The sequence below is a fragment of the Glutamicibacter sp. AOP12-B1-11 genome (assembly GCF_052379245.1).
Lineage (GTDB): Bacteria > Actinomycetota > Actinomycetes > Actinomycetales > Micrococcaceae > Glutamicibacter.
On the sequence record NZ_JBQSYL010000053.1, the window covers coordinates 1 to 11067 of the forward strand.

At 55.5% G+C, this 11067-nt stretch carries 13 protein-coding genes and 1 pseudogene; 9 read left to right on the forward strand and 5 right to left on the reverse strand.

What is annotated here, in order from left to right; translation table 11 throughout:
• Nucleotides 1–512, reverse strand: a 512-nt coding sequence (locus ACT3UQ_RS19070) for a recombinase family protein (RefSeq protein ID WP_444637743.1), incomplete at its 3' end; no start/stop codon positions are given.
• An 803-nt stretch (nucleotides 513–1315) separates the two neighbouring features.
• Here ACT3UQ_RS19070 and ACT3UQ_RS19075 point away from each other — a divergent pair.
• Nucleotides 1316–1792 carry a GtrA family protein gene (locus ACT3UQ_RS19075; protein ID WP_444621234.1) on the forward strand — a complete coding sequence of 159 codons (477 nt, stop codon included), beginning with the start codon at nucleotides 1316–1318 and terminating at the stop codon, nucleotides 1790–1792.
• A gap of 666 nt (nucleotides 1793–2458) precedes the next feature.
• On the opposite strand, the gene ACT3UQ_RS19080 is transcribed toward ACT3UQ_RS19075, so the two are convergent.
• Together ACT3UQ_RS19080 and ACT3UQ_RS19085 are read right to left on the reverse strand one after the other, a co-directional pair.
• Nucleotides 2459–2875 carry a hypothetical protein gene (locus ACT3UQ_RS19080; protein ID WP_444621235.1) on the reverse strand — a complete coding sequence of 139 codons (417 nt, stop codon included), beginning with the start codon at nucleotides 2873–2875 and terminating at the stop codon, nucleotides 2459–2461.
• A 146-nt stretch (nucleotides 2876–3021) separates the two neighbouring features.
• Complete coding sequence (locus ACT3UQ_RS19085; protein ID WP_013348181.1) at nucleotides 3022–3594, reverse strand: recombinase family protein; 573 nt, start codon at nucleotides 3592–3594, stop codon at nucleotides 3022–3024.
• Nucleotides 3595–3996: 402 nt separating this feature from the next.
• On the opposite strand from ACT3UQ_RS19085, the gene ACT3UQ_RS19090 reads away from it, so the two are divergent.
• Nucleotides 3997–4467, forward strand: coding sequence for a hypothetical protein (locus ACT3UQ_RS19090; protein ID WP_444637745.1), 471 nt, complete (start codon nucleotides 3997–3999; stop codon nucleotides 4465–4467).
• Between the two features lie 186 nt (nucleotides 4468–4653).
• Here ACT3UQ_RS19090 and ACT3UQ_RS19095 read toward each other — a convergent pair whose 3' ends face one another.
• On the reverse strand, nucleotides 4654–4995 hold the full coding sequence (locus ACT3UQ_RS19095; protein WP_226910952.1) for a hypothetical protein: 342 nt from the start codon (nucleotides 4993–4995) through the stop codon (nucleotides 4654–4656).
• A gap of 1 nt (nucleotide 4996) precedes the next feature.
• Here ACT3UQ_RS19095 and ACT3UQ_RS19100 point away from each other — a divergent pair, with 1 nt between their 5' ends.
• The 7 genes from ACT3UQ_RS19100 to ACT3UQ_RS19130 all read left to right on the forward strand — a co-directional run bounded on the left by ACT3UQ_RS19100 (nucleotide 4997) and on the right by ACT3UQ_RS19130 (nucleotide 10372).
• Nucleotides 4997–5446, forward strand: coding sequence for a copper chaperone PCu(A)C (locus ACT3UQ_RS19100; protein ID WP_444621180.1), 450 nt, complete (start codon nucleotides 4997–4999; stop codon nucleotides 5444–5446).
• Nucleotides 5446–6648, forward strand: a complete 1203-nt coding sequence (locus tag ACT3UQ_RS19105; protein ID WP_442334673.1) for a Dyp-type peroxidase — start codon at nucleotides 5446–5448, stop codon at nucleotides 6646–6648. The genes ACT3UQ_RS19100 and ACT3UQ_RS19105 overlap by 1 nt, the downstream gene beginning before the upstream one ends.
• 36 nt (nucleotides 6649–6684) lie before the next feature.
• Nucleotides 6685–8133: a PepSY-associated TM helix domain-containing protein gene (locus ACT3UQ_RS19110; protein WP_443461156.1), complete on the forward strand. Its 1449-nt coding sequence runs from the start codon at nucleotides 6685–6687 to the stop codon at nucleotides 8131–8133.
• A 510-nt stretch (nucleotides 8134–8643) separates the two neighbouring features.
• Nucleotides 8644–8955 carry a transposase gene (locus tag ACT3UQ_RS19115; protein WP_041650260.1) on the forward strand — a complete coding sequence of 104 codons (312 nt, stop codon included), beginning with the start codon at nucleotides 8644–8646 and terminating at the stop codon, nucleotides 8953–8955.
• A 361-nt stretch (nucleotides 8956–9316) separates the two neighbouring features.
• Nucleotides 9317–9715 carry a DDE-type integrase/transposase/recombinase gene (locus ACT3UQ_RS19120; protein ID WP_162094127.1) on the forward strand — a complete coding sequence of 133 codons (399 nt, stop codon included), beginning with the start codon at nucleotides 9317–9319 and terminating at the stop codon, nucleotides 9713–9715.
• A gap of 5 nt (nucleotides 9716–9720) precedes the next feature.
• The gene (locus ACT3UQ_RS19125; RefSeq protein ID WP_444637746.1) at nucleotides 9721–9879 is read left to right on the forward strand and encodes an integrase core domain-containing protein; all 159 of its coding nucleotides are present in this window, start codon (nucleotides 9721–9723) and stop codon (nucleotides 9877–9879) included.
• A gap of 130 nt (nucleotides 9880–10009) precedes the next feature.
• Nucleotides 10010–10372: a hypothetical protein gene (locus ACT3UQ_RS19130; RefSeq protein ID WP_013350285.1), complete on the forward strand. Its 363-nt coding sequence runs from the start codon at nucleotides 10010–10012 to the stop codon at nucleotides 10370–10372.
• Between the two features lie 201 nt (nucleotides 10373–10573).
• Here the strand turns inward: ACT3UQ_RS19130 and ACT3UQ_RS19135 are convergent.
• Nucleotides 10574–11031: pseudogene (locus ACT3UQ_RS19135) on the reverse strand (transposase); the annotation flags it as partial.
• Nucleotides 11032–11067 lie beyond the last annotated feature (36 nt).

The window sequence follows — 11067 nt, forward strand, 5'->3', positions numbered from 1 at the left end:
GTTGCTGGTTCACCGGCCTGGATGAGCTTGGCTGCCGTGCGGATCTGCGAGTCGGTGAAGGTGGGGCGCCGGCCGCCGAGGTCCCCTCCGGCGGTGCGGCGTTTGGTCACAGAGTCGTTGATGCGTTCGCGTTTGATCTCGAGTTCCATTTGGGCCAGGGCTGCCATGACAGTGAAGACCAGCGCTCCCATGGGTGTCTTGGTATCCACATCGCCGCCGCCGAGGTTGAGTACCCGTAGTCCGATATTGCGCTCACGAAGTTCTTGTGCGAGTTCGAGCATTTTCTGGGTGGAGCGTCCGAGCCGGTCCAGGGTAGTAATCACCAGGGTGTCGTCTGGGTAGAGTGCTTCGAGGGCTTTATCGAGTCCAGGACGTTTGGCCAGCGCCCCGGAGAGTCCATGGTCGGTGTAGAGGTCATCGCGCCGGACGCCAGCGGAGAAGAGGTCTTGAATTTGACGGTCGGCGTCTTGGGCTTTGGTTGATACGCGGGCGTATCCGATCAGCTTGGTCATGGAACCCTTGGAAAATGTCTCGCAACTAATAGTGTCAACACGATTCTACGACATTGGTTGCGACACATAGTTGCGAGAATTTAGGATCAGTGAGTTTTCAAGGATTTTCAGCTGGGGGGTGGCGAGTGATGAGACGTCTTGCAACCTATGGGTTCAGGTTATTTCGGTTTGATAATTTCTGATGACGTCGAGGAGATCCCCGATGTAAGGCTCTGTGCCTGAGTTCTGTTAGATGCGAGCAATCGCCGTCTTTTGGCAGCGGCATCGTTTTCGGTAAGGCCGAAGTCGAGTGGCGTAACACAACTAATCTAATACAAAGTTAAACAATTGGTTTTGTATCTTTTGGTAGTGTATTTTTGTTTTATACGTTCGAAGAAATCTTTTGTGCCGCGTGCTGGGACGCGGTTCTTCTAGTGATTCTCCCGGCGTATTCGCTGACTGCTGTTCTGGTTTTCCAGTTCTGGGTTTTTGGCAGGGCGGAGTCGATTCCTTGGCAGGTTCCGCTAATGCTGAGACTGGGATGCGGGTCGGCAGGACGCCTCTTGTTGGGGTTGCTCTGACCGCAAACATTCCCTATTGGCGCGGGCTCTTAAACAAACTTTCAGATAGACGCCCGCGAATTTCAGTATTCTTGCAACACGCATAGGCCAGAACCGTCGAAACTACGCCACGAGCTAGTGATCAGCGAAAGCAAATGACAGAAGCACATAACACCAATTTAAGCCAGACACTGCACAAATTACAGTAAGCTGAACTACTGACGTCTAGCTTAAATCTCCACCAACCATAATCAGCGGGTATGAATGTCTAACAATCAAAGCGTGATCATACGACTAGTAAGATTCCTTGGAGTCGGCGGGTTTTGTTTCGTCCTGACGCTAGCAGTTAACTATGCTTTGAAATTCACAGTGCTCCTCGAACACCCAACCACTGCTTTCCTGATAGCAAATTCAGTTGCTACGGTCGTATCGTTTATACTTACGCGGCAATTCACCTTTCAAGATAGGAACACATCTAAGCGTAAACGATTCCAAGCTCCAGCTTTTTTATGTATTTCGATTGCAGCAATTGCAATAAATACAGCACCCTTGTATATCTCCAGGTGGGTGCTAGGGTGGCACTACCCTCTGGTCTCATACTTCGAACAGGAAGTCTCAGATTTCATCTCGGGACCGATCATTGGGACTCTACTCGCGACGGTCTTCCGCTGGTGGGCGTTGCACAAGTTTGTCTTTCCTGTTCCAAATGACCAATTGGAAAAAACGAAAGGGCTGGTATGAAAAAGAATATTCGCCACATCATGGTTTATCCGATAGCAGCAGAACCCCGGAAAGAAACCCGTTAAAACAGAGAAATCGTAAGTAGCGGGTCAGCTAACAGTCATCGAACGTTTCGCCGATGGATCATTCTAGGCAAGCACACTGAAGTCCGTAGATCCTTCGCTTGCTGCCGCAGCCTCTGTTGGGGGCACCCCGGTTGCAACGCCCGCAGCGGCGATCACAGGCTGCAAATACAGCTCAAGAAGTGGCTATGTCACTTACAGCACTTGCACCGTTTCCCATACTTGGTCTGGCAGCATCACAGTTTCATTTGTCGCAAGCTACAAGTTCAACTCAGGAATGTCGTCCATCACCTACCGTGGCAACGCAAGCCAGCAGTGTTTCGTCGCCACTTGTACGCGTCCAGATTTGGTGTTGAACCAGAAAACGTCAAGCGGTAGCGGCTTCACCAATCCCGCTATGGTGCAAGCAACTTCCACAGTAACCGCTGGGTTGGGCCGGTAATTATTGCGCCCATCTCTTTATTTTTTCTATGAAATCAGCAACGATTAGGTGTCTTCTGCTCTCGGTTTCAATGGCCACGGAGCTTTGAGAATAGGGCCGAAGCTATATATCAATTGACCTAGCTAAGCGCGAAAGCTGAGAGTGCTGATCTAAGGAAAGATGTTAGCGGCGGTCTGGGAAATCGCCTTCGTAGTCATTCCAAGTGCCTGCCAGCTCCTGCATCGCCCAAAGCTGGTTCTCCACGGGAGCTTCTTTACCCGCAAAGTCCATCACGATGTAGTTGATAACGAACCCGTCCTTTACGGTAGCCCCATATTCCTCGGCACGCTTTTTGCTCTCAAATCGAAAATAGTCTGCCTCGGCGGTGCTATACGCCTCAACGCAATCGACCGTGGGTGCGCATGCCGTTTTTGTGATGTCTTCCGGCTGTGTCGTGGCATCCTCAACTCCTTCATTCTCGGAGTTTACGAACGTGTGCAGAGTCAGGTCGCGTTGCGGGTCCAATATGGAACATCCAGCCAATATCGGCATGGTAAGGAGAAGTGCGGCGGAAACGACACTGCTTAAGCGTGAATTCATTCTTCTACTTTCTCAGCTTTCGCTGGGTAAAAGAGCCTACTTAGGGATGATTTTATCCAACCAGACAGCAAGATGTTTCGTGGCTTTTCTACGAGATGCAGGGATGGCGAAACCGCTACCGGTTAATGGCCAACTAAAGTTATCCATCACAGCTGGTTCTTTTTCGCTTTTCCTAATGCTCTATAGACGGTGCTACGGCTGACGCCAAGAACCTCACCAATTTGAGTCACTGTCATATCTCGTTGTTCATAGAGTCTTTTGGCAGTGCGCAACTTGTCGGGGGAGAGGGATGCTGGACGGCCTCCAGTGCGGCCGCGGGCACGAGCTGCTTGTAGCCCGGCGTTGGTGCGTTCGCGAATGAGATCGCGTTCGAACTCAGCGAGGGACGCGAAGATGTTGAACACGAGCCGTCCACCGGAGGAACTGGTATCGATGCTCTCCTGAAGGGATTTGAATTCGATGCCTCGTTGCTGCAACGCGTCCATATGGTTGATCAGGTGCCGGATGGAGCGTCCGAGACGGTCCAGGCGCCAGACCACCAGAGTGTCGCCGGGTCGAATCTGGTCCAGGAGCTTATCGAGCTCAGGGCGTGACTCGAGCGCGCCGGATGCGGTGTCGGTGAAGATCCGATAGCAGCCAGCTGCACTGAGTGCATCAAGTTGAAGTTGTGCGTCTTGATCCGTGGTGGAGACTCTGGCGTATCCGAGGAGGTGTCCCATGAACCTAAATGTATCAATACTCGTGGAATGGTCACTGTTTCGACGCATAGTTTGTGGCACTGGGTTTTGCGACTAAATGACCTTGAAAATCTGTTGAGTTCTCAACTGTCGAGGATTTTTAGCCAAGCTGTCAGATCAGCGTGTCATAAACGACCGTTTCCGGTCCTTCTGCAAACAGATGGGGCCATTACCACTTCAGTTTTACGGGATGTCGAAATACAGCGCTCAGTCTGGAATACTAGGGGTGTGCAAAAATCCGCCCGCTCGACACGTGTTCTCAGAGGCACGACCGCCGCATTCTTTGCGACGTTCGTTTCTCTGTGCTCCCACGTACTCGCAGGCGGAGAAGTACCAGGACTCCTGAACGTCGCGCTACCTCTCGCGCTGTCGCTTCTCGTGTGCATGTTGCTCAGCGGTCGACAATTCACCCTGTGGCGCTTGGCCGGGATGGTTGGATTCAGCCAGCTGCTCTTCCACCTGTTGTTCTCGATGGGAGCCGGGCATTCAGCTGCGTCCATCAATGGCGAGCAGGACATGCACGCGCATCATGGGATGACTATGCCCATAGATATCACTACCTCGGCCGACGCTGCCACCATGAGCCATAGTGATACCACGATGCTTCTAGCCCACCTCATGGCGGGCCTCGCTACCGTGCTGGTTCTGCATCGCAGCGAACAAATGCTCATCGCTGCCGCTAACATCGTTGACCTGTTGACCTGGAAACTGCTGTGGCGACTAGTTACTTTCGCCTACCAGCTAATCCACCCACTGCCGACTCCCACTGCCCCGCGTGAAATCCCGACCTACACGATATGCGTGTATTCAACGTCGGTTATTCGTCGGGGTCCACCCGCACTCACCACGGTGTAAGACCACTCCCATTTACAGATCAACGTGTCTGTGGGTTTTTTACGTCTGCCTTACTGACGACTGACAGGCGGATTTGTTGCGTCTCGTGTTGCTGTCCACAGGAAGTTGCTCGTATGCAAGACCGCTCTGAACCCGGGCCTGGCATGCTGCTTCACGCACAACTATTCATCGTGATGATTTCTTAGCTCAGCAGCTGCCTGCATAGTTTCGCGCCCCGTCGCTCAGTAATCCGCACAGTGCGCTTACACCATAGACTTCCATGCCCTTCTTCTGAGGGCAATCCCTCACCATGCCATCCCCAACAACCGGTTGCCCCGCATATTGCTCGGCATCCAGAGTTTTTGGGCTCAACAGCATATCTCCTTCGAAGCGCGCTGTCTGCGCTTCCATATTTTTAGGATGAACCTTGAACACCTCTTTTGCTCTGCGTACCGCTGCCCTCTGTGCCGCTGCCCTGCTCACCCTGAGCGGCTGCGCTACAAACCCCGCCGAGAACAGCCCCGCATCACCGTCTAATGCTTCGGTCACGATGAAAGATCCGTGGGTGAAGGCCGCTGACGAAGGCATGTCCGCAGGATTCGGCACCATTGAAAATACCGGGGACCACGACATCACCGTTACCTCCGTGACCAGCCCTGCCTCCACCGATCTGGAACTGCACGAGACCGTAGCCAATGAATCCGGGGCAATGGTCATGCGTGAAAAAACCGGTGGCTTCACCATCCCCGCCCATAGCGAACTGCATCTGGAACCCGGGGGAAACCACATCATGCTCATGGACCTCACCGAACCACTGCAACCAGGCAATGATGTGAACCTGACCCTGACCTTCTCCGATGACACCACCTTCGATGTCACCGCCCCCGTCAAGGAGTTCGCCGGAGCCAACGAAAAATACGAAGGCACCGAGCACGGGGACATGGACCACAGCACCATGGATATGGACCATTCCGCATCGGAAAGCGCCCACGATCACTAATGCCCCACGAAAAGACACCCTTTCAAAGTGGCCCGAGTCGGCGCGGAGTACTGTTCGGTGGAGCCGCCGCAGGGCTGGGAGCGATCGCAGCCCTCGGCATTGAGTCCTTGACTAGCACCACCGCGCCCGCTGAGGCAGCGAATCAGTTGCACGGGAACACCGTGATTCCGTTCTATGGTCCCCACCAAGCAGGCATCGCTACGAAACCGCAAGCCCACGCCACCTACATCGCGCTCACCCTGCGCGAGAATCTCGACAGGGCCGCAGTGCAACGCCTCCTGCGACTGCTCACAGATGACGCAGCAAGGCTCACCCAGGGGCAAGCTGCCTTGGCAGATACCGAACCGGAACTAGGAGCAGTTCCTGCCCGCTTGACCGTGACCTTCGGCTTTGGCCCGAAGCTGGTGGAGCTGGCAGGATCCTCTGCCGCAGGTATTCAGCCACTGCCTAAGTTCAGTATCGATCGGTTGCAAGAACGGTGGAACGACGGGGACCTGTTGCTGCATATCGCCTCGGATGATCAGCTGACCGTGGCTCATGCCCAGCGGATGCTGCTCAAAGATGCCCGACGGTTCGCATCGGTGAAATGGGTGCAGCCAGGGTTCCGCCGTTCTAGAGGATCAGAAGCTACTGGCACGACGATGCGTAACCTCTTCGGCCAGGTTGATGGAACCGTCAACCCCTCGCCGCAGACCGCAGACTTCAACGCGCTGGTATGGAACCCTGATGGAAGCACCACCATGGTCATTCGCCGCATCCAGATGGACGTCGACACCTGGGACGAAGTGGATCGTTCCGGTCGAGAATTCAGTGTTGGACGAACCTTGGCGAATGGTGCCCCCACCACCGGCAGTCAGGAACACGACGAACCCGATTTCGAAGCAACCAACGCTCTCGGATTCACGGTCATCCCGGCCCACGCGCACATTCGACGCGCCCGCTCAGAGAACCCCAGCGAGCGGATCTTCCGCCGGGGATACAACTATGACGAGCAGCCCACTGGAACCGATATTTCCGATTCGGGACTGATTTTCGTGTCCTACCAACAAAGCGTGGCCAAGCAATTCGTCCCGTTGCAACAACGTCTGGCGGAGCTTGACGCGCTGAACCAGTGGACCACGCCGATCGGCTCTGCCGTGTTCCTCATCCCGCCAGGCTGTGCCGAAGGAGGATTCGTCGGTGAAACCCTCTTCAAGGCATGACCAGCCCTATTATTTCTCTTCTTTCAAGGATTACTCATGACTCTCTTGGACACCGCACCCCCGGAATCCCAACCGCCTTCCATGCCTTCCCGTCCGACTCGCAAAGGCTGGTTTGGGCAACTGCTACTTCGGCTGCATTTCTACGCAGGAATTTTCATCGGTCCGTTCATCCTCATCGCCGCCGTGAGCGGAGCCTTATACGCGATCACGCCGCAGATCGAACAAGCGGTCTACGCCAAAGAACTGCACGCACCGGTTGCTGATTCCTATCTGCCGCTAGCTGATCAAGTCGAAGCGGCCAACACCTATATGGGTAGCAGCGAAACCTTGGTCGCGGTGCGTCCGGCACCGAATCAAGGGGACACCACGCGGGTGATGTATGCCGACCCAGCACTGGGCGAGAGCGAAACCAGGGCCATCTTCGTGGACCCTGCCACCGCTGAAATCCGCGGCGATCTCACCGCCTACGGAACCAGTGGTGCCCTGCCATTACGCACCTGGATCGACCAGTTGCACCGCAATCTGCAACTCGGTGAGCCAGGACGCATGTACAGCGAGCTGGCAGCTTCCTGGCTAGGTATCATTGCCCTTGCTGGCTTAGGTCTATGGATCTTGCGGATCAGGCGCACCAAACGCAAAAAGGACCTCCTACGTCCCAATACCAAAGCCACCGGCTACCGCCGACTGGCCAGTTGGCATGGCTCTCTGGGGATCTGGGTCTTGCTTGGCGCGTTCTTCCTTTCCGCCACCGGGATCACTTGGTCCACCTACGGCGGCGCAAACGTGGGTGAATTGCGTACTGCGCTGAACTGGGGCACCCCCTCCGTTAGCACCGACCTCACTGCCACTGGCGACGGTTCCGCTGATGAGCATGCCCACCACCATGGAGCGTCTACAGCACCCACCGGGGAGTCGGTGAACCCGGCAGCTTTCGACACGATGCTCTCCATCGCCCGCGAAGTCAATATCAACACCGGACTGGTCGAAATCAAGCCGCCCGCTGCGGAAAGCAAAGCATGGGTGGTCCAAGAAATTCAACGCTCATACCCGACCGAAGTTGACGCGGTCTCCATTAATGGTCAAACCCTGGAAGTCGTCGACCGGGTAGATTTCAAAGACTTCAACCTTGCGGCGAAGCTAACGCGGTGGGGAATCGATATCCACATGGGGTCTATGTTCGGATTGCCGAACCAGATCTTGTTGTTCCTCGTCGCTACCACCATCGCCACCATGGTGGTGCTGGGATACGTGATGTGGTGGAAACGTCGACCCATGAAAAATCCCTCGCAACGCATGGGCAAGACACCGGCTCGCGGCGGATTGTTGCGTGCCCCGTGGTGGGGGCTGCTGTTGCTACTGCTTGCAGCCGGAATGGTAGGGGTCTTCTTGCCCCTGATGGGAATCAGCCTCGCGGCTTTCCTCGTCATTGACATGATCGTAGGCCGGCTCCAACGCAGTAAAGTTCAACATCGAACCACTGAATAAATTCAAAAGTTCAAACAAGTTTTAGTTGTGCCCTTCGCGCTGTAGGCGAAGGGCACAACTGTTTCAAAAACCACCGTTTTTGAAAGTTATATGCAGTATGCAGCAGTGTGATCTTTGCCCATTCCCCGATAGGGATGGCTGCACCGTCCCGCAAACCATGCTGCCGTTTTATGCGCGACAGCGTCGGGTAACGAGCCGGAAATTTCATCATAATAGGTTCGCTCGAATTCCTCCGGTGCTTGGTGGAACAGAGAGGAACGCAGGCGTTCGCAGCTGTACCAATGCACCCATTCGAAGACAACCTCCACAACGTCTAATTCGGTCTTAACCGCTCCGATGCAGAAAAGCGAGACCGTGGCGACGGCCTCGTTCTTGAACAATCCCACACGGTCTTCGCGGCGGCATGGTCGTACGCCGCGCTGCCGATGGACAGTTCCACCCACTAGATCTCGAGGGGCTCGGTGAAACGTCCTGGGTTTCATGCCGCTTTCTATTGAGAGAATGGAAAGCATGCCCAAGCAGTACACCCCTGAAGCCAAGGCCCGCGCCGTCGCCTATGTCCTGGACCGGTTGGAGCGATACAAGTCGGTCTACAGTGCCGGCCAGGATCTTGCACCCAAGCTGAGCATCGGCGCCGAGGCCCTGCGCCGGTGGGTCGTCCAGGCCCAGGTCGACGCCGGGGACCGCACCGGCCCCACCAGCGAGGAACTCGCCGAGATCAAAGCCCTGGAGGCCAAGGCCAAGGACCTGGAAGAAAGCAACGAAATCCTCCGCCAGCCAGCGATTTTCTTCGCGAGGGAGCTCGACCCTCGCCGGCCCTAATCACCGAGTTCATCGACCATCAACGCGAGTGCGGCTACGCAGTCGAGCAGACATGCCAAGCCCTGACTATTCAGGGACTGCAGGTCTCTGCGCGAACCTACCGCGGCTGGAAACAACGCCAACCGGCATCCCGGGACATCACCGACGCCCAGATCCTCAACGTCCTGCACAATCTGCAGCAGCCTGATGAGAAGACCGGCAGGCCTAAGCCTGAGGTTGCTGTACGGGCGTCGGAAGATGCGGGCTTGGTTGCAGCGCAACGGCTTCCTTGAGATCTCGAAGCACACCGTGGACTTAGCTGTTGCGCGAGGCGGGAATGAAGGGTCTGGCCAGAGGCCGGAGGACTGTCACCACGATCCGTGTGAAGGACAAGATTCGGGCCAAGGATCTGCTGAACCGCAAATTCTTCACTGTCGCGCCTGACAAGGTCTGGATCACAAATTTCACTGATGTGCCGACCGGCGCCGGGTTCACCTACGTATCGTTCATGATCGATTTGTTCTCCAGACGGATTCTGTCTTGGGCGACGTCAACCTCGCATGATACCGAGTTTGTGAAGGAAGCTCTCCGGATGGCGTTATGGCAACGCCGGCATGGTTCGGGATCTCGTAAAGCCCGATTCAAGGCACGGTACATCATTCAGATGCCGGCAGTGAATATACCTCGCAGCGGTACACCAGGACGCTGGCCGCTGAAGGGCTGGTCCCATCGATCGGCACCATCGGGGATGCGTTCGTCAACGCGGCCGCCGAAACGGTGATGAGGTTGTTCAAGAACGAAGCCGCGGCTAGGGATTCCCCGTTCCGCAACAGCCCGTTGGCAGCGGAATCCGATGTCGGGGATGTCGTCGTGGATTGGGTGCACTGGTACAACTATGCCCGGTTGCATTCGACCCTCGGCTATAGTAAACCGGTGGAATTTTAGGAACTCTACTATGATGACTTCAACGGCGCGATACCCGATGTTGCCGCTAGTAAATTAGCGACATGATTTCCGGGACGGTTCATATAGACAAATCGCAGTACTGATCGCGATCCCATTCCTAAGGAGTAACATGAAGAAAGTCTTTGCCAGCTTCCTGATGATCAGCACTGTTGCACTGAGCGGATGTACATACTTCAATGAGTCCACCGCCAACGAGGTTGCTGCTGGCGCCGCCACCGGCATCCCTAGGCCTGACTCCGAGCAAGAAGCAAAGCTACGGGAAGATCTAGCGGAAATCGATCCGGCGCTGAACAATGAGAAGGCTTTTAACAGCGCTCGCAATCAGTGCACTGACATTTTGGGCGGTATGTCACCGGACAAGTTGATCTCGAGTACTCAAGCTCGTTTTGAAGGCGCAGGCGTGGAAACGGTCACCGAGCGGGATGCCAAGAAGATCCTGGACGTCATCAAGAACAACGGGTTCTGCAAGTAGAAGCCGCGGAGCCGTGCGCCGCGCAATCCTTTGCGTGCAGCACACGGCTTTTGGGTACCCAACCACATGTATCGCAGAATTTCAGCGGCGAAAAGCCCATCGTTCTTCCTCCTCAGCAGCAACCGTTCGGTTCAAAGTCGAAGCTCCCGTGGCCAGTCGAGCAACGAGTTGCACGGCTGCGGTGTAGGTCTTAGCGTTGTAGTGGACCAGTTCGGTGCGGCGCATGCGCAGTGCTTTGGCTTCGCTCAGCTCCTCGCAGGGGTTCAGCCACCGGTAATAGGATGCCCTGGATACCTGCAGTTTCTGGCACATCCAGTTCACCGGGTACTGGCCGGCCTGGGCTTTGATGAAGGTGAAGATTGCGCTTATTTCTTGCTGTTCGAGGCGAAATAGGCGCTGACATCGTTTAAAAAGTCGTTCTCCCGTTTCACCTCCAGCAGTTCCTTGCGCAATTTCTCGTATTGGGCCCATTCCACTGGTCCGCGTTCCTCTGCTTCCGATTCTGGGTGCTCGGTGCGGTAAGCGCGGACCCAGTTGCCCAGGGTTCCTTCGTTGATGCCTAGAGAGGCTGTGACCTCGACCAGGCTCTTCTGGGAGGAGATCACTAGTTCGACTGCTTCGGCGCGGAACTCCGGGGTGAACTTCTGACGTTTGGACATGCACTCATTCTCCTACGAACGCGTGTCTCACGACAT

Bases quoted from the DNA above. Each gene is read 5' to 3' on its own strand.
- ACT3UQ_RS19075 (WP_444621234.1), top strand. From the start codon at position 1,316: ATGTCTAACAATCAAAGCGTGATCATACGACTAGTAAGATTCCTTGGA.
- ACT3UQ_RS19080 (WP_444621235.1), bottom strand. From the start codon at position 2,875: ATGAATTCACGCTTAAGCAGTGTCGTTTCCGCCGCACTTCTCCTTACC.
- ACT3UQ_RS19085 (WP_013348181.1), bottom strand. From the start codon at position 3,594: ATGGGACACCTCCTCGGATACGCCAGAGTCTCCACCACGGATCAAGAC.
- ACT3UQ_RS19090 (WP_444637745.1), top strand. From the start codon at position 3,997: ATGTTGCTCAGCGGTCGACAATTCACCCTGTGGCGCTTGGCCGGGATG.
- ACT3UQ_RS19100 (WP_444621180.1), top strand. From the start codon at position 4,997: ATGAAAGATCCGTGGGTGAAGGCCGCTGACGAAGGCATGTCCGCAGGA.
- ACT3UQ_RS19105 (WP_442334673.1), top strand. From the start codon at position 5,446: ATGCCCCACGAAAAGACACCCTTTCAAAGTGGCCCGAGTCGGCGCGGA.
- ACT3UQ_RS19110 (WP_443461156.1), top strand. From the start codon at position 6,685: ATGACTCTCTTGGACACCGCACCCCCGGAATCCCAACCGCCTTCCATG.
- ACT3UQ_RS19115 (WP_041650260.1), top strand. From the start codon at position 8,644: ATGCCCAAGCAGTACACCCCTGAAGCCAAGGCCCGCGCCGTCGCCTAT.
- ACT3UQ_RS19130 (WP_013350285.1), top strand. From the start codon at position 10,010: ATGAAGAAAGTCTTTGCCAGCTTCCTGATGATCAGCACTGTTGCACTG.